The sequence below is a fragment of the Pseudomonas sp. 3-2 genome (assembly GCF_019710535.1).
Classification (GTDB): domain Bacteria; phylum Pseudomonadota; class Gammaproteobacteria; order Pseudomonadales; family Pseudomonadaceae; genus Aquipseudomonas; species Aquipseudomonas pharyngis.
In genome coordinates this window covers 2,345,970-2,369,530 of the sequence record NZ_CP081200.1, presented here as the reverse complement: position 1 = coordinate 2,369,530, position 23,561 = coordinate 2,345,970, and the positions used below count along the sequence as shown (strand labels likewise).

Annotated in this window: 20 protein-coding genes and 2 pseudogenes; 8 read left to right on the top strand and 14 right to left on the bottom strand. The window is 54.9% G+C overall.

The genetic code is table 11. The annotated features are described in order from the left end of the window. Positions 1-17: 17 nt before the first annotated feature. On the bottom strand, positions 18-917 hold the full coding sequence (locus K3819_RS10820; RefSeq protein ID WP_221399244.1) for a LysR family transcriptional regulator: 900 nt from the start codon (positions 915-917) through the stop codon (positions 18-20). 283 nt (positions 918-1,200) lie between these two features. Here K3819_RS10820 and K3819_RS10815 point away from each other — a divergent pair, with 283 nt between their 5' ends. Continuing rightward, positions 1,201-2,325, top strand: coding sequence for an amidohydrolase family protein (locus K3819_RS10815; RefSeq protein ID WP_260329050.1), 1,125 nt, complete (start codon positions 1,201-1,203; stop codon positions 2,323-2,325). Between the two features lie 407 nt (positions 2,326-2,732). Further along, positions 2,733-3,002, top strand: a complete 270-nt coding sequence (locus tag K3819_RS10810; protein WP_221399243.1) for a DUF2790 domain-containing protein — start codon at positions 2,733-2,735, stop codon at positions 3,000-3,002. Between the two features lie 165 nt (positions 3,003-3,167). Here the strand turns inward: K3819_RS10810 and K3819_RS10805 are convergent, their stop codons facing one another. From K3819_RS10805 to K3819_RS10795, 3 genes are read right to left on the bottom strand one after another with little or no spacing between them, the layout of a single operon-like run. Then, positions 3,168-4,310, bottom strand: a complete 1,143-nt coding sequence (locus K3819_RS10805; RefSeq protein ID WP_221399242.1) for an FAD binding domain-containing protein — start codon at positions 4,308-4,310, stop codon at positions 3,168-3,170. Positions 4,311-4,362: 52 nt separating this feature from the next. Further along, complete coding sequence (locus K3819_RS10800; RefSeq protein ID WP_221399241.1) at positions 4,363-5,475, bottom strand: alkene reductase; 1,113 nt, start codon at positions 5,473-5,475, stop codon at positions 4,363-4,365. Between the two features lie 36 nt (positions 5,476-5,511). Then, positions 5,512-6,156 (bottom strand): DsbA family oxidoreductase, encoded by a 645-nt coding sequence (locus K3819_RS10795; protein ID WP_221399240.1) that lies wholly within the window; start codon positions 6,154-6,156, stop codon positions 5,512-5,514. Positions 6,157-6,441: 285 nt separating this feature from the next. Between K3819_RS10795 and K3819_RS10790 the strand changes: the two genes are divergently transcribed. The 3 genes from K3819_RS10790 to K3819_RS10780 are packed head-to-tail and all read left to right on the top strand — an operon-like array spanning position 6,442 to position 10,429. Next, on the top strand, positions 6,442-7,716 hold the full coding sequence (locus tag K3819_RS10790) for a c-type cytochrome (protein WP_221399239.1): 1,275 nt from the start codon (positions 6,442-6,444) through the stop codon (positions 7,714-7,716). Between the two features lie 50 nt (positions 7,717-7,766). Further along, positions 7,767-8,177 carry a (2Fe-2S)-binding protein gene (locus K3819_RS10785; protein WP_260329067.1) on the top strand — a complete coding sequence of 137 codons (411 nt, stop codon included), beginning with the start codon at positions 7,767-7,769 and terminating at the stop codon, positions 8,175-8,177. After that, positions 8,174-10,429: a molybdopterin cofactor-binding domain-containing protein gene (locus K3819_RS10780; RefSeq protein ID WP_221399237.1), complete on the top strand. Its 2,256-nt coding sequence runs from the start codon at positions 8,174-8,176 to the stop codon at positions 10,427-10,429. Before K3819_RS10785 ends, K3819_RS10780 begins: the two co-directional genes overlap by 4 nt. A 20-nt stretch (positions 10,430-10,449) precedes the next feature. Here the strand turns inward: K3819_RS10780 and K3819_RS10775 are convergent, their stop codons facing one another. Further along, positions 10,450-11,475 carry an SDR family NAD(P)-dependent oxidoreductase gene (locus K3819_RS10775; protein ID WP_221399236.1) on the bottom strand — a complete coding sequence of 342 codons (1,026 nt, stop codon included), beginning with the start codon at positions 11,473-11,475 and terminating at the stop codon, positions 10,450-10,452. Between K3819_RS10775 and K3819_RS10770 the strand changes: the two genes are divergently transcribed. Further along, on the top strand, positions 11,447-11,920 hold the full coding sequence (locus K3819_RS10770; RefSeq protein ID WP_221399235.1) for a MarR family winged helix-turn-helix transcriptional regulator: 474 nt from the start codon (positions 11,447-11,449) through the stop codon (positions 11,918-11,920). The genes K3819_RS10775 and K3819_RS10770 overlap by 29 nt on opposite strands. A 222-nt stretch (positions 11,921-12,142) precedes the next feature. Here the strand turns inward: K3819_RS10770 and K3819_RS10765 are convergent, their stop codons facing one another. From K3819_RS10765 to K3819_RS10725, 9 genes are all read right to left on the bottom strand, one after another. Beyond that, positions 12,143-13,480, bottom strand: coding sequence for an OprD family porin (locus tag K3819_RS10765; protein WP_221399676.1), 1,338 nt, complete (start codon positions 13,478-13,480; stop codon positions 12,143-12,145). A 181-nt stretch (positions 13,481-13,661) separates the two neighbouring features. Then, positions 13,662-15,317: a cation acetate symporter gene (locus K3819_RS10760; RefSeq protein ID WP_221399234.1), complete on the bottom strand. Its 1,656-nt coding sequence runs from the start codon at positions 15,315-15,317 to the stop codon at positions 13,662-13,664. After that, positions 15,314-15,676 carry a DUF485 domain-containing protein gene (locus K3819_RS10755; protein ID WP_221399233.1) on the bottom strand — a complete coding sequence of 121 codons (363 nt, stop codon included), beginning with the start codon at positions 15,674-15,676 and terminating at the stop codon, positions 15,314-15,316. The genes K3819_RS10760 and K3819_RS10755 overlap by 4 nt, the downstream gene beginning before the upstream one ends. Positions 15,677-15,707: 31 nt before the next feature. Next, positions 15,708-16,928: an FAD binding domain-containing protein gene (locus tag K3819_RS10750; RefSeq protein ID WP_221399232.1), complete on the bottom strand. Its 1,221-nt coding sequence runs from the start codon at positions 16,926-16,928 to the stop codon at positions 15,708-15,710. Then, positions 16,925-17,407 carry a VOC family protein gene (locus K3819_RS10745; protein ID WP_221399231.1) on the bottom strand — a complete coding sequence of 161 codons (483 nt, stop codon included), beginning with the start codon at positions 17,405-17,407 and terminating at the stop codon, positions 16,925-16,927. Before K3819_RS10745 ends, K3819_RS10750 begins: the two co-directional genes overlap by 4 nt. Before the next feature lie 294 nt (positions 17,408-17,701). Next, positions 17,702-18,421: a TetR/AcrR family transcriptional regulator gene (locus K3819_RS10740; RefSeq protein ID WP_221399230.1), complete on the bottom strand. Its 720-nt coding sequence runs from the start codon at positions 18,419-18,421 to the stop codon at positions 17,702-17,704. A 67-nt stretch (positions 18,422-18,488) separates the two neighbouring features. Continuing rightward, on the bottom strand, positions 18,489-19,133 hold the full coding sequence (locus tag K3819_RS10735) for a DsbA family protein (protein ID WP_221399229.1): 645 nt from the start codon (positions 19,131-19,133) through the stop codon (positions 18,489-18,491). 80 nt (positions 19,134-19,213) lie between these two features. Then, positions 19,214-20,131 carry a LysR family transcriptional regulator gene (locus K3819_RS10730; RefSeq protein ID WP_221399228.1) on the bottom strand — a complete coding sequence of 306 codons (918 nt, stop codon included), beginning with the start codon at positions 20,129-20,131 and terminating at the stop codon, positions 19,214-19,216. A gap of 13 nt (positions 20,132-20,144) precedes the next feature. Continuing rightward, complete coding sequence (locus tag K3819_RS10725; RefSeq protein ID WP_221399227.1) at positions 20,145-21,377, bottom strand: MFS transporter; 1,233 nt, start codon at positions 21,375-21,377, stop codon at positions 20,145-20,147. Positions 21,378-21,924: 547 nt separating this feature from the next. Between K3819_RS10725 and K3819_RS29680 the strand changes: the two are divergent. Both K3819_RS29680 and K3819_RS29675 read left to right on the top strand, forming a co-directional pair. Further along, positions 21,925-22,632: pseudogene (locus tag K3819_RS29680) on the top strand (cache domain-containing protein); the annotation flags it as partial. Positions 22,633-23,022: 390 nt separating this feature from the next. Then, a pseudogene (locus K3819_RS29675) lies at positions 23,023-23,538 on the top strand (methyl-accepting chemotaxis protein); the annotation flags it as partial. Positions 23,539-23,561 lie beyond the last annotated feature (23 nt).

The window sequence follows — 23,561 nt, the reverse complement described above, 5'->3', positions numbered from 1 at the left end:
TGATGCACAGGACGTGCTTAAGGCGCGAGAATTTCCTGAAGAAACTCGATGAATACATTGATGCGACTGGAACCACGATGGTTGGGCAGATACAGCGCATTGATGCAGGTGCTTGCACTGCCTGGGTTGACTTCATATTGCTCCAGCACGCGAGTCAGCCGACCTGCACTGACATCCTCACTTACCAGCCAATCGGCCAATAGCGTCACCCCGCCACCGGCCAAGGCGGCCTCGCGCAGAATATCGGCATTGTTGCTTTGCAGCCGTCCCTGCACATTCAAGCGGATGACGTCCTCATCTCCCTGGAATGTCCAATTGTGGTGGCCCGTGCGGTAATCGAAACGCAAGCACTGATGTTCCAGCAGGTCGCGAGGGTGTCGGGGCAGTCCAGTTCGAGTCAGGTATTCGGGACTCGCCACCACCCAACGCTGGAAATCGCCCAGCCGCTTGCTGACGATGTCATCACTGACAACCGATGAACCGAGACGTACTGACACATCGATTTGTTCGCTGAGCAGGTCACTGACCTCGTCGCTCAGCGAGAGACTGATTTCCAGACCGGGATGGCGTTCAAGCAACCGCCCCAAGTGCGGGGCGATGATTCGCCGGCCGAATTCCACCGGGACGCTGGCGCGTAAACGCCCTTGGGCTTCGCTGCCACGGTCGGCAACGACAGCATCGGCTTCGTCGATGGCTTCGAGGATCGCCACGGCTTTATCGAAATAGTGCTGCCCCGCCACCGTGACGCTCGTGTTGCGCGTGGTGCGGTTAAGCAAGCTGGCTCCCAATTCACTTTCCAGCCCCGCTACCTGCCGCGTCACTGACGATGTGGAGATGCCGAGCTTACGCGCCGCAGACGAGTAACCCCCACAGCGCACCGTTTCGACAAACATTTTCAGTGCCAGCAACTTATCCATGAACGGATTCCGAGATCGAAAGGTAAAGATAAAGGTAGCGACTGTGCATGACCAAGCAATGGGAATCTTGCAAGGCTGTGCTCAATGCCCTGATTAATTAAAGATGCTTGCGATCTTCCAATTGATCAGATGATAATCAAAACCCAACAAATGATCGATTGATTAATAAAACAGCATCTCGGATCAGGTACATGCCCACGGCGGGGCCGGTCGTTCTGAACCCGTGCAAGCACAAAGGCGCGCACCTGAACCCGCTACGACAACAATAAAAAGGAGATCGACAATGCAATGCCCCTGCTGTCTTTCAAAGACCCGTCGCCAACTGCTGGGCATCATGGCAGCTACCGCGGGTGGCCTGCTGGTGACCCGTTTATCGCCCGTCTCGGCGGCGGAACCGATCAAGGGAGGAGCTGACATCCCTGTGCGATCGGTGGATATCCACGCGCACTACTACCCTGAAGAGTTCTTACACCTTTTGGGAAGTGAGGGCAAAGCGTTCGGTGGAAGCTATACCCGCCATGAGACTACTTTCAGCTTCGCCACTCCGGCCGGCGGGTTAGGACCTTTGCCCTTGAAATTTATCGACGTGCAGGCGCGCTTGCTCGATATGGACCACTCCGGCGTCGATGTACAGGCGCTGTCCCTTAGCGTGCCTATGGTGTACTGGGCAGATCGACGACTCAATGCCCGCCTGGCACGTGCCTGGAACGATGCCGCATCGACGGTCCATCGCCAACACCCGCGACGTTTTGTGGTACTGGCCACGTTACCGATGCTAGAGGCTGACGATGCCATTGCCGAGTTGGAGCGCGCAGCCGAATTGCCTGGGGTTCGGGGGGTGTACATGGGCACCAACATCAATGGCCTGGACCTGGACAATCTGCGTTTCGCGCCAGTCTTTGCCCGCATAGAACAACTGGGACTCCCGGTATTCCTGCACCCGCAACAAACGGTCGGCGGCAGCCGCCTGAGCAAATATTATTTGAGCAACTTGCTGGGCAACCCGTTCGATACCGCTATCGCGGCGTCACACCTGATCCTCGGCGGAGTATTGGATCAATACCCAAACCTGCATGTGTCATTGCCTCACGCAGGTGGGGCATTGCCGATACTCGTGGGACGTCTCGATGCCGGTTGGACCTCACGTCCTGAAACACGACGCCTGGCGCAGAAGCCGAGCAGCTACTTGACGCGATTCAGCTATGACACCGTGTCGCATTCCGGGCCAGTGCTGGACTATTTGATCGCCAATGTCGGTATCGACCATCTGGTACTGGGCAGCGACTACTGCTTCGACATGGGCTATGAACAGCCGGTGCGTTTTGTCGAAAGCGTAGGCCTGGGTCCCCGCGAGAAAGCGGCAGTGCTCGGCACCAACGCGGCCAGAATCCTGGGCCTCCCCGCATAACGTTGGCGTAACTCTTGATTTCCCTTTGGCCGGTCTGACCGGCATTTTTTTTCATGTCGTTCGAGGCTTCATCAATTCGTCTTTGCCGTTCAGTTCGGGATCACAGTCCAATCATCCGAACTAAAATAAACAAATACTAATAAATCATACTGTGGATCAATACCGACATTTAATACATAGGTCGAAACACCCTAAAAAATCACCAGACCAACAGTATCTACAAAAACACCGAGCTTCTTCAGCCATACCTACTCACCGCTGGATTAAATAAGGGCTTCTATCACTTTCGGTAATATTCAGTATCCGGCTTGAGTATTTTTATAAAGATCATGACGACAGCATAATTGATTCCAGCAGCACACAAAGAGATGTTGCTTCCTCTCTGACTCTTACTGGAAAACAACCTGATGAAATATGCGATGCTCGCCTCGCTCATGATGTTTAGCATTTACGCTTCAGCCCATGATGGCGCCCACAACAGTGCCTCTACCCCTGAACCTGAACAGTACAACTATTCCGAACACCTGGATATCGCCAAGGTCATCGACCTCACTACGGTAGAGGACCCAAACAACGCTTGCGGCCCAGTGGACGCGCACATGGTGTATGTGGATCACAAGGGTATAACCCACGACCTGCAATATAAAATACTGGGTAGCGCCTGCCAGAATGGTTAATGCCTCAAAGTTTACAGACGCTAAAAATAGGAGATAGCTTCGACATGAAGCTAATCTCCTCTTTTATATTCAAGCTATAAAGACTGCAACAGCCCAACGATCACAACCCACCTTTATCTAGCCAGCGCAAGGCTCTCGCCAATAAGTCCGATGTGAGCAGCTATATCATGCTTGGGCGATCCCCATAATCCGATTGCCCATACTCACCCCCCAGTCTGCCATGCGTTTGCCTTCTGCAAGTTGTTGTTTCTGCCAGGCTAGCAGGGCTTTATCAATGTCGCCGACGGCGTCGATTGATTGGGCCAGAGACAGTGCATTACGGGCTGCCTTTGCCGTGCTTCCGGCGGTATGAGGGCGCGGCACAAAAGCCGCGTCGCCAGTCAACAGCACACGGCCAAACACCATCTGAGGAACTTTGAGATCAAGGATCGCTTGCACAAAAATATCCTTGGTCTGGCGAATCACTTCTCGAAAAGCCGGGTTCGTCTGGCGCTCACCCATTTCCCGTATGTAAGCATTCTGCTCAGTGGCCAAGGCCCCGGGCGGAATGGAGTGATTACGCCGAAGACCATTGCTGTCAGTGAGCACAGCGTCCAGCTGCGCACCTTGCGCAGCTTTCAAATACCACAGCCAATTGAACCGACGCTCCCCAGGATTAACGGAGCCATTCACGCCCGGCACCATGTATTCCAGCATCAGCGATTCAGGGTCCTGTTGAAAAACAAAGTCCTCGTAAAGCTGCGTTTTGGCAAAGTCTGGAAGTTGTTCTTCATCGACAAGCCCACGCCACACCACATACCCCGAATAAGTAGGTGCCGCCCCAGGCAACACCACGCTTCGCACGGTAGAACCCGCGCCATCAGCACCAATCAGCAAGTCACCCTCCGCACTGCTGCCATCTGCAAAAGTCGCAGTCACCCGGTGCTCATTCTGGGTCAGATCTACCAACGTCTTGCCACGGTGATAATGCTCAGCAGGAAATGCAGAAAATAATGAGCTGTACAGCGTATTCCAGGATGTCTGAGTTTGCGGCATCTGCTCTTTATGCACGACGCTTCCGGCTCGGTCCAGATAGAGACGATCATGGGACCGGACGCCCAGCGCACCTGCTGGATGAATGCCCGCATAGCGAAAATGGTGCAGGACCTCCGCTTGCAGAACGATGCCACCGCCACGGCTGTCCATCGCCGCGGGGGACCGCTCGAAAATATCGACGTGCCAGCCAATCGCGCGTAACGCCGTGGCGGCGAACAACCCTCCCAGGGAACCACCTATGACCAAGGCCTTCGGAACGTCTGAACTCTTCATTACCTTTCTCCTCGTTGCAGGGTGATTCCCCAAACTCCGGTTTACCGTTGCGTCATGCCAACACCGGATAGTCGATATACCCCTTGGCGTCGCCGCCAAAGAAACTGTCGCCGTCCGCCACGTTGAGTTCGTTGCGACCGCGCAAGCGAGCCGGCAAATCGGGGTTGGCAATGAACGGGCGACCAAAAGCGATGAGGTCAGCACGGCCTTGCGCGATGGCCTGTTCTGCGGTTTCGCCGGAATAACCACCCGCCAGCATCAGAACACCGTGAAAGTCAGTACGTAGCTGCTTGATAATGGCGTCCCAGCGGGGATCGTTACTTTCGTCGAGTACTGTGCCGACCATCATCGGTTCTACCAGGTGCAGGTAAGCGAGACTCCAGTGATTGAGCCGGGATGCAATGTAGCCAAAGGTTTGCTCCGGGGTGTCATCGCCCATCCCCATGAAACGCCCCATCGGTGTCAGACGAACAGCAACGCGCTCGGCACCTACTTCCGCAGTCACAGCCTCCACAACATCAAGTAGTAACCGCGCACGGTTTTCGATACTTCCGCCGTAGCGATCACTCCGCTTATTGCTGTCGCTATTGATGAATTGGTCGAGCAGGTAACCATTGCCCGCGTGAATTTCCACTCCATCCATACCGGCCAGAATCGCGTTGCGAGCGGCCTTGCGGAAGTCGACAACGATCGCTTCGATCCCTGGAATGTCCAGCTCCTGAGGGACAGGTACATCACCCCAGACGCCCTCGCCTTGTTCATTCAGGATGAAGGTCTTGCCGGGCACCGGCTGCGCGGTCGGCGCCACCGGCAAACCGCCGTTGGGTTGGAACACCGGGTGCGACACTCGCCCCACATGCCAGAGCTGTAGGAAAATGCGCCCGCCTTCTGCGTGCACGGCTTCGCTGACAGCCTTCCAGCCCTGAATCTGCTCGTCGCTATGGATGCCAGGCGTCCAGGCGTAACCCTGGCCCTGCTGCGAAATCTGTGTAGCCTCGGTAATAATCAATGCGGCACTGGCACGCTGACGGTAGTACTCGACGTTCATCGATGTCGGTACGTTGCCCGGTTGTCCCGCCCGCGAGCGAGTCAGAGGCGCCATGGCGACGCGGTGATCGAGGGTGAATTGGCCGAGTTTGATCTGACTGAACAAATGATGAGTCATGATGATTTCCTGAAGGGATTGGGATTGAAAAAACGCCTATGCGGCTTGGCTTCGTTTCAGTATCTGGATCATTATTTCGATGGGCTGGGCGCCACTGATCACGTCATCTGCGATCTGAATACTCGGCACCGAGCGCACACCGGACGCCTTGGTTTGGGCTTCAAGCTTCAAGATTTCAGCCGTGCCTTCATCGGCTTTGAGAAAGTCGACAATGATCTCTCGGTCCAGCCCGGTTTCGGCACCGATGTCGGCTAGCACAGTGAGGTCGCCGATGTCCCGCCCCTCGCCGAAGTACGCCTTGAAAATGGCCTTGACCAGCAAGGATGCGTCTCGACCCGCCTGTTGCTCGCGCCATACCAACCGATGCGCGGCCAGGGTGTTGGGAGTTTTTTCGACTCGCTCATAATCGAACTCAAGGCCGACGGCCTTACCGGCGTGGGTGACCTGTGCGTCCATGGCCTGGCTACGCGCCCAGCTCCCGAACTTGCCAGAGCGATAGGTTTTGCGATCCATGCCTCGAACAGGCATGTCTGGGTTCAACTGATAAGGCAGGAAACTAATGGGGCGGTCCGTTGAAAAACCCGACGCGGCCAGTGCGCGTTCAAGATTTTCCTCACCGATCCAGCACCATGGGCAGATGAAGTCGTAAGTCACCTGAATTTTGGTTGAGTGCAAACTCATGACGGTCTCCGTGGTTGAATGTTTTCACCCTGCCACGGTAGGTCCGCAGGCCCCGCCAGAGAATCCACCCGCTGGACAACGTTGCTTTTCGTAAAACGCAACGATGGAGCGATCTCTGCGCTAACGGCAACTGACGTTGCGACTTACGCAATGTAGCGTTGCGCCTTGATGGGGTACTCCATCACAACTGCTCTCTCTAAGCTCACGCCATGGAAAATCGCCGTACGCCAATCGCACGCGGCGGATTGAGAAATCTGTCGTTAATTCAGCTCGAGAGGTAAGGCGATGAAGCGCAAGACGATCATCGGTGCCGTTCTGGCAATCGGCGTCGCGGGGTTAGGGTTTGCGTTCTGGATGATGTGGAGGCCGGAAATTGCCACTGTCAGCCAACCCCTGAATGCTGATCGCGAGACTCTGGACAGAGGCCGCCGTGTCGTCGAAGCGGGTGACTGTGCGGTATGCCACACTCGGCCGGGGGGCGCCTACATGGCCGGCGGTTTGCCGCTGGTAACGCCCTTCGGAACCCTCTTCACCACCAACATCACCCCGGATCCGCAAACTGGTATCGGTCAGTGGTCGCTGGACGCCTTTGAACGGGCCATGCGTGAAGGCATCGCGCGTGACGGCCACTTTCTCTATCCGGCTTTCCCCTATGTGCATTACCGGAAGATGAGCGATGCTGATATCGCCGACGCCTATGCCTTCCTGATGAGCGTGGACCCGGTCAAATACACCGCTCCCGACAATCATATGGTCTTCCCTATGAACTTCCGCCCGCTGGTGTCTTTCTGGAACTTGCTGTTCCTGCATGGGGATCCGCTGGAACCACTTCCCAACCGATCTGCGCAATGGAACCGCGGACGCTATCTGGTCGAGGGCGCGGGACACTGTTCATCCTGCCATTCGCCCCTGAATCTGATTGGCGGGGAAAAAGGCAGCGAACTGTTCAACGGTGGCGTCGTCGATGGCTGGACAGCACCTGCCCTACGCGGAATGGCCGAGGCACAACATCCCTGGAATGAAGCCCAGTTAGTCGCCTATCTGACGGGCGAGGTCGCCGAAGGACATGGCGCAGCGGCGGGCCCGATGTTGCCGGTCAGCCTGAGCATCGCGCAATTACCGGCGGAAGACGCACATGCCATCGCGCAGTACATTCTTGACCTCAAGAAAACCTCATCGGATGCACCGTCGCCTCCCTGCACCTCTGGGGTCAAGCCCAGCGCCAGGGCGCTTCTGGGTGCCTCGTTGTTCGATGGGGCCTGCGCGAGTTGCCACGGCAGCGCAGCACCGATGCGCGTCATTGAATCGCGGCCTGCACTGGCAAACACCTCGGCGGTGACGGCGGACTCGCCACGCAATTTGATCCAGACCATCCTGCAGGGCATCCCGATGTCCAGCGCCGCTTCCAGCCACTACATGCCTGCCTTCGACCATAGCCTGGACGACAGTCATGTGGCTGCACTTGCCGAGTTCTTGCGCAACGAAAGCTGTGCGAACCGCCCCTGGACGGACCTCGACGAGACAATCAAAAGCATTCGGGCTCAGGAGCAACAACCGTGATCACACTCGACATCAACGGCAAGACTCACGAACTGGACATCGCGGACGACATGCCCCTGCTGTATGCCTTGCGCAACCAAGTGGGGCTCAATGGCGCCAAATACGGCTGCGGTCTGGGTCAGTGCGGCGCCTGTACCGTGTTAGTGAACGACAAACCGGTGTTTTCCTGCCTGACGCCGTGCGGCGCGATGGCAGGCAAATCGGTGCGCACCGTCGAGAGCCTGGGCAGCGCCGAGCAACCGGGGCCGTTGCAGAAAGCCTTTATCGACGAACAGGCGGCCCAGTGTGGTTATTGCATCGCGGGGATGATCGTACGGGCACAGGCGCTGTTGGAGGCCAACCCGCATCCAGACGATGAAACGATCCGTCGCCACATGGCGCCCAACTTGTGCCGCTGCGGCACCCATGTGCGGATCTTCGCCGCGATCAAGTCGGTTGTCGCGCAGGGAGGCAAGGTATGAAAACTCCAACGCAAAACGTCAATCTGAGCCGCCGCGCCTTCGTGATAAACGGGGCATTGGTGATGGGGTTCGCGATGCTTCCGGGTATTCCCCGCGCCTTCGCCGACACCGAAGTGGACACCTTGGGGACGGCCATCCTCGCGCCTGGTCTGCCCGGCAGCCTGCGGGCCACGCCCTATCTGGACGCCTGGATCCGCATCGATGCGAAAGATGGCATCACCGTCTACACCGGCAAAGTGGAGCTGGGCACTGGTGTCAAAACTGCGCTCCTGCAGATCACCGCCGAACGCCTTGAAGTGCCACCTGGGCTCATCCGTTTTCTCACTGCCGACACCGCGCTGACACCCAATGAGGGTTACACCGCTGGCAGCCATACAATCGTCGACAGCGGCACTGCGCTGTTCAACGCCGCGGCCCAGGTGCGTCAGTTGTTACTCGAGTCCGCAGCACGGCAATGGCAGTGCAGCATCGACAGCCTGACCACGCGGAATGCGCTGATCTACGATGCACAAGGCCGCAGCATGACCTACGCACAGGCAGTGGTGGGGGTTGAGATGCATCGCTTTGCATCGGCCAACTCGCCCTTCAAACCAGCCAGCAGCTTCACCCTGATCGGCAAATCGTTGCCTCGACTGGACATCCCGGCCAAAGTCAGCGGCGGTGCCGCCTACGTGCAGGACATGCGCCTGCCCGATATGCTGCACGCCCGTGTGATACGCCCGCCCCGGCGCGGCAGTCAGCTTCTGGAGATTGACGAGGCCGGCCTCGGGAAACTACCCGGCGGGGTGAAACTGATCCGCAATGGCAGCTACCTCGCCGTGGTCGCCACCGATGAGTGGCTGGCGGTCAAAGCGATGCGCGAGGGCTACGCCACGGCCCGTTGGACCGAAGGTAATCCGCTACCTGACTCGACACACATCCATCAACTCCTCACCGAATTGCCGTCGCGACGCTACCCGGTGAGGGATAAGGGTGACCTCCCGCAACCGGTGCCGCGCGCCTATAAGGCTCGAGTGACCAAGCAATACCTGATGCACGGCTCCATCGGGCCCTCCTGCGCAGTGGCCTGGTTCAAGGATGGAACACTGACCGTCTGGACCCATACCCAAGGTGTTTACCCTCTGCGCAAGGGTATCGCCGAGATGGTCGGCCTGCCGGTAGCTCAGGTGCGTTGCATCCACGCTGAAGGTTCCGGTTGCTATGGCCACAACGGCGCCGATGACGCCGCCGCCGATGCCGCGCTGATCGCCATGGCCATTCCCGGCAAGCCGATACGGGTGCAATGGATGCGCGAACAGGAAAATCTCTGGGAGCCCTATAGCTCGGCCATGCTTGCCGAAGTGGAAGCGGGACTGGACGACAGCGGGCGTCTTCGTGACTGGAAATACGAACTCTGGAGTACCCCGCACAACGAACGTATCGTCAATGCCGGGCGCCTTTTACCGGCGTGGCTGTTGACCAACCCCTTCACCCCCGCCCCTTCCGTCCCGATTGCTCAGCCCGAAGGTGACGGCGACCGCAACGCCGTTCCGTTGTATGAGATACCCAACCTGAAAGTCGATCTGAACTTTGTGCTGACCATGCCTTTCAGGACCTCGGCCATGCGTTCGCTTGGTGCCCATATCAACGTGTTCGCCATCGAGAGCACCGTCGATGAACTGGCGGCCAGGGCCACCATCGACCCGGTGAAATTTCGCCTGAATCACTTGAGCGATCCCCGAGCACGGGCGGTGGTGGAGCGCGTGGCCGCGGAGTTTCGCTGGCCGCAAAAAGCAACGGGACCCGGCAGCGGAATCGGCTTCGCCTTCGCGCGCTACAAAAACAGCATGGGTTACTGCGCGATCGCCGTGCAATTGCATGTGCAGCGCCAGACCGGACAGGTGATGATTGATCGCGTAGTCGCCGCCGTCGACGTGGGGCAAATTGTCAGCCCCGACGGGCTGCTCAATCAGATTCAGGGCGGCATCGTGCAGTCCGCGAGTTGGACGCTCTATGAGCGAGTCCTCTATGACGCCAGCGGCATGCACAGCTTCGACTGGAGCGGCTATCCGATCATGCGTTTTCCGGATTTACCGCAACAGGTCGAGGTCCACATGATTGATCAGCCGGATCAGCCATTTCTTGGTGCCGCGGAAATCGTCCAGGGACCCATGGCCGCAGCACTGGGCAACGCCATCAACGATGCCACCGGCAAACGCTTGCTCGATCTGCCCCTGGCACGACGAGGCTGGCAGGATGCACTGGGGTCATGATCGATCGGGCGGTGTTGACGTTATGACCTGTAATGGTTGGCAAGCAGGGCTGACGTCGCCGCCCAAAGATCTTGGCAGGCGGCGGCGTTCTCCGCTGGAGGCGTAGGCTGTATCGGTTTCGCGTCATTCACCGAAAAGTAGCCACCCGATGCCGGAGAGATATCTGAATCGGTAGCCAAGCGGACGATGATGTCCGCACCGCGCTGCGGATCACCGATGCGCAACCAATTGAGAGCCCTAGCCAGCAACGTAGAGAATCCCAGTTCGCGGCCAAGCCCCGTGACGTTGAAGCCTGGGTCCAGACAATGCACCGCAACGCCGGTGTCTAGAAGCTGACGCGCCAGTTCCTGCGAAAACATGATGTCCATCAACTTGGTTTTCGAATAACTCTTCGAAGAGCCAAGGCGCGTGAATGGCACGGTATCGAAGAGATCTCGTTCCAGATCCAGCCCGCCGCTGCGTCTCGACGCCTCTGAAGCAACAGTGATGATCCGCGAGGGGGCCGAGCGAACCAGCGTATCGCGCAAGAGGTTTGTCAGCAGCCAGGGGGCGAGGTAGTTCACCGCGAGCATCTCGGCGTGGCCATCAACGGTGACACGCTGATCAAAAGCGTGAAGGCCTGCGTTGTTGATCAACACATCAATGCGCTCGTATTGCGAGACGAGTTCGAAACCGAGCGCAGCGACGGAATCGAGGCTGCTGAGATCCGCGTAGTGAACGTCGACACGCGCATCAGGTACAGCCGCGTGAATGCGCTCGCAGGTTGCAGCAGCCTTTGTCTTGTCACGCGCAGTCAGAACGAGATGGGCACCTCGCCTGGCCAGCTCGATGGCAGCAAGCTGACCAATTCCGCTGGTAGCACCTGTAAGGACAATGGTTGCGTTGATATTCATTGTGGTGTTTTCACTATCCGTCAGCTCAGTTAATGGACTAATGTCCACCATAATCGCAAATAAGCATTTGTCCATGAACGAACAGCAGGCAGGCTTTTGCTGACAGAAACGGGAACAGACGGACATGGAAACACCAGAAAACAAACCGCTCACTCAGACCTCCAACGATCGGGAGCGCCTGGTTCTCGCGCTGGGTGAACAATTCAGTGCACTGCTGAGTGCTTCGCGAGCCCTGACGGTCTCGACATCAGCCGAATTTCACCCAGAGTTGCCACCGGCAGCGTTCCATATCGCGCACTGGCTACTCGCGTTCGGGCCGGCGAAGGTCAGTGGTGTCGCCGAAGCTGTAGCGATGGATCGCAGCGCGACGAGCAGGTTGACAGCAAGGCTCATCCACCTGGGACTGGTGGAGGCGCAACCGAATCCTTCGGATGGTCGAGGCACCCTTTTGAATTTGAGCCATCAAGGCCGGACCAGAATCCGCCACGCCATTGTTCACAAGGGCGTCGTCTTTCGGCAGCGTATCGATGGCTGGAACGATGAGGATCTGCAACAACTGACGCAATTGCTGCGTCGATTCAACGGGCTATCAGCGTGAAGGAATAAAAAAAGGCGGTGAAGGATCACTTGCACCGCCCTACCCCAACTAAAGGAAATGTTACTCTTCTACAAAACATGCCGTTGGAAGAGAACGACATGTACACGCAACACTCGTAAAAGCGTTACCTGTCAGTTACAGCGGCCAGTCACACACGACCGGACCACCGGATACGTTTTTTGATACTTGGATATCTGCTCTGACGCGGTCTCGATCAAGAAACTAAAACAACGCCAATTGGTAATTTATAATCACGCGATTCTCGTCTTGTTGACGGGCGTTAGGGATATTGTTCCGCACCATTGCATTTTTCCACATCACGCCAAAGCCTTTTAAGGGGCCCGATTGCACGACATAGGCCAGCGTAATATCTCGTTCCCATTCGCTGGAATTGCTGGAAGCAATAGTATTGATATCATCACCTTTGACATACACAACACCTGCCGTCGCACCTGGCAAGCCCACTTTTGCGAAGTCAAAAGAGTAACGGGCTTGCCATGATTTCTCGCCGGCACGAACAAATTTCTGAACCTGCATCTCCGTAATGGTGTAGGTGGTTGGGCCATCACCCTGATTTAAATACGGGAAGTCACTTTTACCATTGCTGACTTCATAACCTGCACCAAAGGTGTGACCCGCAACGGCGTAGGTAAACAATCCACTGAACAGATTATTGTCGACCTCCCCTTTTAATGTATTACCACCGTAGTAACCCGTCGTGAAATACGCCGGATCATGACCATTCGCACCATCATTTTTGCTGTTGAAGTATCGAACATCACTGGTCAGCACCCCAGGACCGATTGCCCAGTTATGAATGAGACCAAAGAAGTTTTGCTTATAAAAATCTTTCAGGTTGCCGTAATAGTATTGCAAGGTTAGATCTTTTGTCAGCTTGTAATCGCCACCGGCGTAGATGAATTTATTACTGAAGCGACCCGTGACCGCATTGTTCGCACCCGCGATTGACATATTTTCATTGTTGCTGGAGTTACGCCCCTTCACCTCATCAATTTGGCCCCCCACCAACGTCAGATCTTTGATATCTGCCGAAGTAACCTGGGTTCCTTGCCAGGTTTGCGGCAACAATCGTCCGTCATTGCTGAAGATCACCGGCAATTTCGGGACCAAGGTTCCAAGCTTCAGCTCGGTCTTGGATATTTTTACCTTACCGGTCAACCCCAGGTTGGAGACCTCGTCAACCGCATGGTCGCCGTCGCTTGGAAACACTATGCCGCCGTAGTTGGTCCCCGTTGGGTTGCCATGCTTGCCAGCGCTTGAATCCACCCTGACACCCAACATGCCTAACGCATCAACACCGAAACCTACGGGCCCTGGGGTGTAACCCGATATGAATTCGAGCTGAAAGGCTTGTCCCCACTCCGCTTGATAACTCTGGTTGGCGGCCTTCTGAGCGGGTGTCGCTGAATCTCGGTAATCGCTATTGATATAGAAGTTACGCAGTTTAAGCGCCGCTTTACTGTCATCGATGAAACCCACCGCATGGGCTTGCTGCACCAATACACATAGGGCGACTGTAACAGTCAAAGTACATTTCATTGTTTTTGCACCAAAGTAGAGATTATTATTTTTGTCTACACTTTTAAGCGACTTTCCAGGCGCAGGCATGCAACGCGCGAGAGCACAATTGAGCGATATGCACAAACTTAAAATTAACTAATAGCGCTGCACTTTCATACAGCAGACAGACCACTTTCTAACGCAAGTAACGTCACCTGAATCAATCAGCTTTCAGCTGCGCGCTCCATGTAGCCGGCGTACCCAGTTCAGAATCGACCAATTGATTCTGGAATCGATTGCGCTCACCGATGGCACTGACTGAGCGATCAGTAATAGAGAACCAAAAAATACCGACAAATGCCACGGTCATGGAAAACAAGGCCGGATATTCGTACGGGAACCAGGCTTGCGGATTATGCAGGATCTTGACCCAAACGGTCGGGCTAAGAATGCAAAGCGTAATGGCTGATACCAGTCCCAACGATCCGCCAATTACGGCGCCACGTGTCGTCAGCCCCTTCCAGTAAATCGACAATAACAGCACGGGGAAATTGGAACTCGCGGCGATGGAGAACGTTAAGCTCACAATAAATGCGATGTTCTGTTTTTCAAAAGCAATGGCCAATAGAATCGACAACACACCCAACACGATGGTTGTAACGCGAGAGACGCGCATCTCTTCACGGTCGCTGGCGGTGCCCCGGCGCAAGGCGTGTGCGTAGAGATCATGTGAAACAGCAGACGAGCCTGCAAGGGTGAGCCCTGCCACTACCGCCAATATCGTCGAGAACGACACTGCACACATAAACCCCAGGAAAACATTCCCGCCAACGTTGTGTGCGAGGTGAATCGCAACCATATTAACGCCGCCTAATATGCCACCTGATGCATCGTGATAATCGGGATTGCTGGCAACCAGCGCGATGGTGCCGAAGCCGATAATAACGATCAGGGCATAACCGATACCGACCAGGCCTGTGGCATAAAGAATACTTTGCCGCGCGGCCTTGACGTTACCGACAGTGAAAAACCGCATAAGAATATGTGGAAGGCCTGCCGTGCCGAAGACTAATGCCAAGCCTAGTGAAATCGCAGACACCGGGTCGGTAATCAAACCACCTGGGCTCATGATTGCAACATGTGAAGGATGCACCTGGGTCGCTTGAGTAAACAGCTGGTTCAGGCTGAATCCGAATTGGGACAGCACCATGAAAGCCATGAACACGCAGCCAGTCAGCAGTAATACGGCCTTGATAATCTGAATCCAGGTGGTTGCTAACATCCCACCAAAGAAAACATAAATCACCATTAGCGTGCCCACTAGAAGCACCGCCGCGGTGTAATCGAAACCAAACAGCAACTCCACCAGTTTTCCGGCACCTACCAATTGAGAAACCAGGTAAAGCAACACGATCACAATGGAACTGGAGGCCGAAAATGCTCGTATGGGACGTTGTTTCAGTCGATAGGACAGTACGTCTGCCAGGGTGTAGCGCCCCAGATTTCGCAAGGGCTCCGCAATCAGAAACAGAATGATCGGCCAACTGGCAAGGAAGCCGATCGAGTAAATCAGACCATCAAATCCACTGGTGAACACCAACGCGGAGATACCTAGCAAAGACGCCGCGGACATATAGTCGCCCGCGATAGCCCACCCATTCTGGAAGCCGGTAATTTTTCCTCCTGCGGCATAGTGATCCGCAACGCTATTGTTTTTGCGTGCCGCCCACCGTGTGACGAACAGAGTGAAAATAACGAATGCCAAAAACATGCCGATGGCAATGGGATTATGTTTTTGTACGGCGCCAGGGACGTCGGCCGCATATACCGTTACCGAAGCAAGCATGGCGGAAATTGCAATGAGTAGACGCTTCATTTGTTGAAGCTCCTGATAATTGTTTTTATTTTAGGGTCGTAGCAGGTGTTAGTGCGCCAGACATAGACAGCGACGAGGAGAATCGTGAAGGCGAGCATTCCAAAACCGATTGGCACGCCCCACGTCATCGGCTGGCCTTCTGTAATAGGCGTACCCAAACGGGCGGGTATAAAGGCCAGGGAAAGAATAAAACCAAAATAGACGGCGAGCATAAGTGCCGTCATGCTCCACGAAAATATCCGTCGTTGTTTTACCAAAGCACGAAACTCCGGATTTTCGAGAATCGGGTTTTGAACAGCGTAATCAACCTGCTCAGCGGGCATGGTCGGGCCACCGTCTTGCGGATATGCATGTTCCATGGTGATCTCCTGCAAATGGCTTGGGGCTGAATTAAAACTTCACGGGCACGGCGGTCTCACGCATCACGGCTTCCGGGGTCCGGTACAACTCCGCCATTTCACGCTCTTCCTCGCTTTTCAGTTGCGCCTGCATATACGCGCCAAGATGCCTGGCGTGCTGAACAATCGATGCCCCGAATCGACAGCGTTGCTCGCTATAGTCCGCTAATGCCTCTTCAACGGATGCATGTCGCTCCAGTGCCTCCACGATTGCCAAAGCGTCACCGGCGGCCTTGGTAACCCCCATCCCGCAATGAGGACGCGCCACAAATGCCGCATCGCCGAGCAACGCGACACGTCCGAAATTCATCTTGGGTACTTCCAGATCGTAAATTGGCTGGAATAACGGCTGAGCAGCTTTCTTAACGACTTCGGCAAACTGCGGGGCCAGTAATGTCTCTGCGGACTTGTACATATTGTCGAGCACATCACGGCGTATCAGCGCCGGAGGAATCCCGCCTTCAAACTGTTTACCGCTTTCATCACGCAGCAAATTCTTCAAGTCATCGTCACCGCTGGTGCGGTACCACACAAAGTTGTAACGGCGCTCGCCGACGAGGGTGCTGTTGGAATGCCCGGCAACTGGATACCCCAAGATCTGTTCATGCGGGGGCAAACAAAACGCGAATTTATCGAAAAGCACGGCGTGAGCAGCGTCAGACAGCGCACTTTCATCGACTAACCCGCGCCAGGCGATATAGCCGGCATATTGCAGGTGCACATCGGGTAAAAAATGTTGGCGAATTGTCGACCGAAATCCATCAGCCGCAATAATGACGTCGGCTTGATGAGTCGTCCCATCGGCCAATGTAACGCTGGCATGGGTTTCAGTACTTTCGACCGACACGACACTGCCACCACAGCGATACAGGGAATCTGGGAACGCTGAGCGAAGCACTTGGTACATCTTCCCCCACGCGGTCAACGTTTGTGGAAGTGCGTTCTCAAGTACGACATCGCCGTCCTGGGCCAAAGTGACGCGCGAAAGCACATCGATACCTACAGAGGCGTCGAGGGGAATTCCCGCTGCGGCCATCGCTTCGAACAACTCAGGGTGTGTAACGATCCCCGCGCCTCGTCCTGCGAGTTCATCCGGAACGCGTTCGAAGACCTCAACGTCCCAACCTTTGCGCAACAGCATATTTGCTGCAAACAGGCCGCCCAGCGAGCCGCCCACAACTATGGCGCGGGGCTTGTGCAAGGAGTTCATCATGGCTGCTCTCCCACAGTTGCAGAGGCATGGGAGGCGTAAGACCCCACCGCCTCAATCTCGGAGGCAGGGAAATTGAGCTCGATGGTGACACCAGACGGATCTTCGATGAACACCTGATGCAGGCCGAGGCTCGGCACAGTGCGATCGCGCCACTCAATCCCCTCGGCTTTGAAGACGTCCCAGAACTCGACCAGGCCGGTGACCAAAAAAGCAATGTGATCAACAGTCCCAGTGCCTGTCAGCGGGATCTCCTTATCGCCCAGGTATTTTTTCAGGCCTTCAGGATTGGAAGGGTCAATCCCGATAATGTGGACCGTGCCGAAGTCCTTTTCATCACCTCCCATGTACAACCAAACGCCAGGAAAATCGAATGGCGGCCGGTAGCCAGGCGTAAAACCGAGCACCCTTTCATAAAATCGACTGGACTTTTCCAGGTCGAACGACCGGATCGAGTAATGAGCGAGCTTCACGACTTGCATGGTGCCTCCAACAGTTTTTTGTATTTATTTATCAGTTGATAAACAATACGACCTGACGAAATTGAAGTAAATAGGTGGAGGATCAAATTTTTGAGGACACGCTTGAACCACGATGTGGCGTCGCCCACAGAGAACGGGCTTCAGGCGCTGGGAAAGGGCTTTTCAGGGCAAAATGGCGCGCGTATGCCCCTTACCACCCGCTCAGCTGAAGGCTGAAACAGGTGATGAGTGGTCGACAAAAAAGAGGGGGAAAAACAGGAGATCAGGAGGCAGGAAACGGGGAATCGAAGCCGATCAATTCAAGCGAGGCTTCCCACCGAGATCGTTATCGACTTGCTGCAGTACGTGAGGACTGCCGTTAAGGAACGCATCAACCATTTGCTCGATCAGCGCATCAATGTCTTCAGTCACTGGAAGATCGTAAATCCATTTGCGCACACCGATATAGAAAATGCTGGCATGCAGGCTCCAGATCAGTTCGAGCTCTTTTTCATTGATCGTTTCACCTGAGGACGGCGCCAATCCATGAGCGTGGCGGATTTCTGCAATGACAGGAATGAAGACCCGCTCACGCAATTTAGCCAGATACCGATCATTGATACCTTCACGTGTCAGCCCGGCAAATACGAAGATACGAATCCACTCTCGGCGCAGAATCACACGAGCATATGAGGTGTAGAAATGCACCAGGCGAGACTGGAGGGGTTCGGAGCGATCCTTGATCATCGACTCCCACGAAGAATCCCACTGATACACCTCGTCGTACACGCGGTCTATGAGTGCCTCTTTGCTGGGGAAATATCGATAGAGTAAAGGTTGGGTAATGTCCAATTGTCGCGCCAGCTCCCGCGTACTGCCCGAGAATCCGCACGTCGCAAAATGCTCAATAGCTTTCTGCACGATTTGCTTTTCCCTGACCTCAGGCGACAGACGTCGAGTCGTCGATTTGGCGAAGTCTGCTGATTTCGCTGATTTCCCCGACTCGTTCTCGTCTCTATTTTTTGAGTCTTGCATAACGCCTCACTGGAGCTTCATTAAGGCATCATACAAAACAAAAGAATGCACTGGCTATGAACCACACTTATTTGGCCAGACGGCTTTCAATATCCTTCTTGAACAAGGCGGGTCGGCTTAAGTAATGCCCTATGGCCAACACTTCCATTTCGCCATCGATCTCCAGCGCAAATGCCGGAAATCCGCGCGCATTCAGAGATTCAAGCATCCCGTTGCTGCGGTCGATGTGGTCCTGCAATGAGTCTGCAGTGATCACATCAAAAGTTGCCATGAACACTTCGGGCTCAAACCCAAGCTCATTGGCAATGCCAGCGATTACCCCTCGATCAGCAATGGCCTGGCCTTCTTGGTAGTAGGCAAATTGCAGGCGTTTGAGCATTTCGATGCCGCGTCCGGACAGCTGTTGAGCGGTCAACATCGCTGCAATCGGTGGTGAAGAGTCCAGCTGGACATTTTCATTTTCCAGTACGCCTTGAACATAGGCGTCCGCGAAGGTTTGTTTGCTGAATGCAGTAATCCGGGCTTCGTGAGGACGAACAAAATCGCGCCACTCACCCGACATCAACTTGCTTTTGTCCCCCGAAAGCATGCCCACGCCATGGGCCTGTATTTCCAGGCCAGGAATAGCGGTGGCCGCCGTGATCATCGGCGCCGCGCCATAGCACCAGCCACAGAACGGGTCGTAGACGTAATGCAATGTCGCAGTGCTCATTCAAATCTCCGGAGATCTACCGTGCCCACACGGCGAAAGGGGTTTGTTTCGTCAAGCGCTCGAAAACAACAATGAAGCGATCAGCTCTCGACTAAGCCTTCAGGCCCTAGCAATTCGCTAATGAAATCGATAAACGCATTGACGCGCTTGGAGCCACGATGATTGGGAAGATACAGCGCAGAAATGGCCGAACTGGCCTCGTTAGGATTGATAACAAAAGGCTCAAACAATGAAGTCAAATCACCGCTGCCTATATCGTCGTTGACGAGCCAGTCAGGTAACAAAGCCACCCCGCCACCCGCCAGCGCAACTTCACGCAAAACTTCCGCATTGTTACTTTTGAAGCGGCCCTCAATCGGAACTCGAGTCTCCTCGCCCTCCTTTAAGAAAGTCCACACCTGTTGCTTTGGGCCATAACTGAAACGCAAGCACTCGTGCCGCATGAGGTCCATGGGATGTTCAGGAAAACCATGTGCATTCAGGTACTCGGCGCTCGCCACCACCCGGCGTTTGAAATGACCGACGGGACGACTGACGACACCATCCATGGCGGCTGCCGATCCCAATCGGATCGCCAGATCGACGCGCTCCCCCAGTAATTCAACGATGTCGTCGGAGAGCGTCATGTCCAACACAAGTTGAGGGTAACGCTTCAACAGCGACGCAATATGAGGCGCAATCAGACGGCGCCCAAGCGCTACGGGTACGGAAATACGAAGATGCCCTGCAGGAAATTCCCCACGGTCAGTGACCGTGGCATCCGCCTCGGCGACAGCATTCAGTACCTCCCGCGCTTTCAAGTAGTAGGCGGCTCCGGCATCTGATAATGAGATTTGGCGCGTGGAGCGATTAAGCAGTACTGCGCCCAGTTCAGTCTCAAGCCCATCGATCATCCGAGTCACAGAAGACGTCGCCAGGCCTAACTGTCGAGCGGCGGAAGAAAAGCCCTTCGAATCCACAGCCTGAACGAACATTTTCAATGCGAGCAGCTTGTCCATGACACTCCTTGACTCATCCGTTGTTCAGCTTGAGCGTTGCATCAATTCGGGTCTGACGGGAAACCATCGAGAAGACGACTAAAGCAACCAGTGACAATGCGCTTCCCACCGCAGCAATCGCCAACCAGCCGGCGTGCTCATAAAGCGAACTGGCCACCGAAGAACCAATTGCACCGCCAATAAAGATACTGATCATGTACAACGCATTCAGGCGGCCTCTGTTGGCAGTGCCCAGGGCATAGACGGCTCGCTGGCCCAGCACCATGTTCATTTGCACCGCAAAATCCAGCGCTACACCGGTGACCGCTAAACCAATCACACCGTAAAAGGGATTGATGAAGGCCGGAAGGAAACTCAATACTCCCAGCACCATGGCCAGCTGGGACGCTCGTCGGGTATGCCCTGCATCAGCAAGTCGGCCACTGATAGGCGCGGCAATGGCACCGATGGCGCCAACCAAAGAGAAAATCGCAATCTGACTTTGCGTGAGACCGAACTCACGACTCAATATCAGCGGCACGGCGGTCCAGAACAAACTGAACGCCGCAAACATCAGCCCTTGATAGAGCGCGCGATGACGCAGTACAGGCTCACGGCAAAACAGTTCGCCGAGGGACTTCAGCAATTGACCGTAAGACGCGCGATGGGTCGGTTGCCATTTGGGCATGGTCATGCCAATCACGATGGAGATAACGAGCATCAAGGCAGCGGCCCCAATAAATACGGCCCGCCAGCCCAAATGATCGGCAACCAGACTCGACAGCGGACGCGCAAGCAGAATCCCCAGCAGCAAGCCCCCCATAATCCCGCCAACCACCCGGCCGCGAGACTCCTCCGGTGCCAGATGTGCGGCCAATGGGATAAGCATTTGCACGGACACTGAGCTGAAACCGATGAGCGCCGATACCACTAGAAATACACTCGGCTGCTTGGATAAACCGGCGGCGATCAGGCTGAAGATCGTAATCACGATCGTCGTGATCATCAGCCGGCGGTTTTCTACCAAGTCCGCCAAGGGCACCAGGAAAAACAATCCGAGCGCATAACCAATCTGGGTCAGCGACACAATGAGGCTCGCGCTCCCACTCGACATGCCAATATCCGGGGCGATCAAGCTAATAATCGGTTGTGCGTAATAGATGTTGGCCACGATGGCACCACAACAAAAAGCAAACAGAAGCACCAGCCCCTTTGTCATCGATGCTTTTTGTATCGTCGCTGCTGTATCACTTGTAGAAACGCCCATGCCATAGACTCCTGAGGTTCGACAGCGGTGACTCTCCGATGAAGGTCACTCGCATTCATGTTTGCCAGGCCAACAACATAGGCGGCACTGCACCTCGAGAGAATATGGACAGGACGCAACGTCGCGTTGCGTCGTGCGCAAGATACCCGCGCTCAGTGAACGACCCCGCTTGATTCAATGAAGAGGAGTTGATCGAGCCACTCATTGTTGGCCCCTCCTACTTTTGAAATCGATACCTGCCCGTGTGGGGTGAAACCTCCATCTATGGCCGGGCATCGACAAGCCGTTTCCGCTGGGCGTAGACTACTATTGATCATTCGATCATTAAAGACTCTTTTCATAAAAATGGAGAGCGTAACCTCTCCAGATTCAGCAGCTTCAACCAAAAACACCCCCTACTTTTATGCAGCGCTGAGCCAATTGGCTCAAGGTAAAAATGGGTGGGTCACAATAAATTCTCTTGAGTGAGGCGAAACTCATCGTGACGCTTAATCTTCGTAGCAAAGTCATCCTTCTGGCGATTATCCCCGGCCTTTTACTGGCGTCGATGATCAGCGGCACCACCTTTTGGGTTTTGCAAAAGCTGGCATCCGAGGAGGTTGCGCAGACGCGCGAGCTCCTGATCAACGAGCGAAAAACGTCACTGAAGCACTATATGGAAATTGCCCAAGCTTCGATTCAGTCGATATATGACGCTTCCCGCTATGGAGATCTGGAGGCTCGCGATCAGGCCGTGAAAATTTTGCGAACGCTGAGTTTCGATAAACAAAACTATTTTTACGGCTATGACTCCACGTCTGTTCGAGTGTTCTCTGCAAACCTGAACACCGATATCGGCAAGAGTTTTGTCGATAGCAAAGATGCCAACGGCGTGTATGTCATTCGCGGGCTGGTTGAAGCAGCCAAGACCGGCACTCATTTTTTTCGCTACGATTGGCAGACGCCCACAAGCCCTAAACCTACGCCCAAGCTCGGTTACACCGTTTACCTGGACAAGTGGGACCTGATCTTGGGCACCCAAGTAAATCTGGACGATCTTGAAGTTCAGGTGCAGGCCATCGCCAGTGAGCGCTATACGCGGATCGGCCAGTACACGTCATACATACTCACCCTTGTTTTTTGCGTGCTGCTACTCGTAGCGCTGATCGGCATTTGGCTTGGCAACAGCATTGTGAAACCAGTGCTGGTCATCAAAAAGAACCTGGACGACATTGCCGCTGGAAATGGAGACTTGACACACCGTTTGCCGATTTCAAGCAACGATGAGCTTGGCGATTTGGCGCACTCGTTCAACGTGTTTGTGGAAAAAATTCATAGCCTCGTGCGACAGATTGCTGAGATGACCGAACAATTGACCGAAATGGTCGAAGATATGTCGGTCCAGGCACAAAGGTCAGAACAGGCCATGGATCGTCAACGCCAGGAGACAGATCAAGTAGCGACAGCCATTCATGAAATGTCCACGGCTGCGCACCAGGTTTCCGTCAGTGCCCAAGGTGCTTCACACGCAGCGCGAGAAACCAGCGATGTAGGTGGCCAGGCAAGAGATGTCGTCAACAAGAGCATCGAAAGCATTCATTCGTTGATTGAAGAAATCGGGCAAAGTAGCTCGTCTTTGGACAATCTGAACAACGATGTGCAGTTGATTGCCGGTGTAGTTGACGTCATTCGTTCTATCGCAGAACAAACCAATCTATTGGCTTTGAACGCTGCAATAGAAGCAGCACGTGCTGGAGATGCAGGACGTGGATTTGCAGTGGTTGCTGACGAAGTTCGAGCCCTGGCCAGCCGAACGCAACAGAGCACTCAGGAAATCCACGGGATGATCAGCCTGCTTCAAAAAGGCACTCAAGACGCCATGATCACGATGGCACGATCCAGCGAATCAGGAAAAACAACGGGACAGTTGGCAAACCAGGCAGGGTTGTCGCTGGATGCCATCAGCCAACTCATTTATACAATTAACGACATGAACGCGCAGATCGCCAGCGCCTCCGAAGAACAGACTGCCGTTGCCGAGGAAGTAAACCGTAGCATGACTCATATCTCCCAGGCCGCTGACGTGGTCGCCGGGGACGCAAAAAATGGCGCGAAAACCTCTAGAAGTCTTACTGATCTGGGCGATCGACTGGGCCTTTTGGTTGGGCAGTTTCGGATTTAGGTGTGAGCCTTTGTAGATATCTG

Excerpts from the sequence above, each read along its gene's own strand:
- K3819_RS10820 (WP_221399244.1), bottom strand. The coding sequence starts at position 917 with ATGGATAAGTTGCTGGCACTGAAAATGTTTGTCGAAACGGTGCGCTGT.
- K3819_RS10815 (WP_260329050.1), top strand. The coding sequence starts at position 1,201 with ATGCAATGCCCCTGCTGTCTTTCAAAGACCCGTCGCCAACTGCTGGGC.
- K3819_RS10810 (WP_221399243.1), top strand. The coding sequence starts at position 2,733 with ATGAAATATGCGATGCTCGCCTCGCTCATGATGTTTAGCATTTACGCT.
- K3819_RS10805 (WP_221399242.1), bottom strand. The coding sequence starts at position 4,310 with ATGAAGAGTTCAGACGTTCCGAAGGCCTTGGTCATAGGTGGTTCCCTG.
- K3819_RS10800 (WP_221399241.1), bottom strand. The coding sequence starts at position 5,475 with ATGACTCATCATTTGTTCAGTCAGATCAAACTCGGCCAATTCACCCTC.
- K3819_RS10795 (WP_221399240.1), bottom strand. The coding sequence starts at position 6,156 with ATGAGTTTGCACTCAACCAAAATTCAGGTGACTTACGACTTCATCTGC.
- K3819_RS10790 (WP_221399239.1), top strand. The coding sequence starts at position 6,442 with ATGAAGCGCAAGACGATCATCGGTGCCGTTCTGGCAATCGGCGTCGCG.
- K3819_RS10785 (WP_260329067.1), top strand. The coding sequence starts at position 7,767 with ATGCCCCTGCTGTATGCCTTGCGCAACCAAGTGGGGCTCAATGGCGCC.
- K3819_RS10780 (WP_221399237.1), top strand. The coding sequence starts at position 8,174 with ATGAAAACTCCAACGCAAAACGTCAATCTGAGCCGCCGCGCCTTCGTG.
- K3819_RS10770 (WP_221399235.1), top strand. The coding sequence starts at position 11,447 with ATGGAAACACCAGAAAACAAACCGCTCACTCAGACCTCCAACGATCGG.
- K3819_RS10765 (WP_221399676.1), bottom strand. The coding sequence starts at position 13,480 with ATGAAATGTACTTTGACTGTTACAGTCGCCCTATGTGTATTGGTGCAG.
- K3819_RS10760 (WP_221399234.1), bottom strand. The coding sequence starts at position 15,317 with ATGAAGCGTCTACTCATTGCAATTTCCGCCATGCTTGCTTCGGTAACG.
- K3819_RS10755 (WP_221399233.1), bottom strand. The coding sequence starts at position 15,676 with ATGGAACATGCATATCCGCAAGACGGTGGCCCGACCATGCCCGCTGAG.
- K3819_RS10750 (WP_221399232.1), bottom strand. The coding sequence starts at position 16,928 with ATGATGAACTCCTTGCACAAGCCCCGCGCCATAGTTGTGGGCGGCTCG.
- K3819_RS10745 (WP_221399231.1), bottom strand. The coding sequence starts at position 17,407 with ATGCAAGTCGTGAAGCTCGCTCATTACTCGATCCGGTCGTTCGACCTG.
- K3819_RS10740 (WP_221399230.1), bottom strand. The coding sequence starts at position 18,421 with ATGCAAGACTCAAAAAATAGAGACGAGAACGAGTCGGGGAAATCAGCG.
- K3819_RS10735 (WP_221399229.1), bottom strand. The coding sequence starts at position 19,133 with ATGAGCACTGCGACATTGCATTACGTCTACGACCCGTTCTGTGGCTGG.
- K3819_RS10730 (WP_221399228.1), bottom strand. The coding sequence starts at position 20,131 with ATGGACAAGCTGCTCGCATTGAAAATGTTCGTTCAGGCTGTGGATTCG.
- K3819_RS10725 (WP_221399227.1), bottom strand. The coding sequence starts at position 21,377 with ATGGGCGTTTCTACAAGTGATACAGCAGCGACGATACAAAAAGCATCG.